A 532-nucleotide genomic window follows, 5' to 3' on the forward strand; every position below is an offset into this window, starting at 1 on the left:
TGGGATTGGCCTTCTTGTACTGAGCTCTTCAATGTTTGCAAACGCAGCCGAAGCTGCACAGAAAATCGCTTACGTAAACACTGCTCAAGTTTTCCAAGCTCTTCCTCAACGTGAAGTCGTTCTACAAAAAATGCAGAAAGACTTTAAGAGCAAAGCTGATGAACTGAAATCAATTCAAGCGCAAGCTAAAACCAAGATTGAAAAACTACAACGTGATGGTGAACTTCTAGGTCAGGAAGAAATTGAGAAATTGCGTATCGACATCGCGAAGCTAGACAGCGAATACAAAGTAAAAGCTCAAGCTCTAGAGAAAGCAAGCGCTCGTCGTGAAGCAGAAGAGAAAGCGAAGCTATTCAAAACAATCCAAGATGCTGTGAAGAAAGTAGCAGACAAAAAAGGTTACGACCTAGTTATTGATATTTCTGCACTGCAATACGGCAAACCAGAATACAATATCTCAGAAGACGTAATTAAAGCTCTAAAATAAGAAGTTATGAAAAAATTGACATTAGCCGAGTTGGCGACAATTACC

General features: G+C 40.0%; 1 protein-coding gene. It reads left to right on the plus strand.

All coding sequences use genetic code 11. The features are described 5' to 3' along the window. On the plus strand, positions 1–487 hold a 487-nt coding region (locus tag R7044_RS27755; protein WP_225456305.1), incomplete at its 5' end, for an OmpH family outer membrane protein. Positions 488–532 lie beyond the last annotated feature (45 nt).

Source organism: Vibrio sp. 1402 (assembly GCF_033340275.1).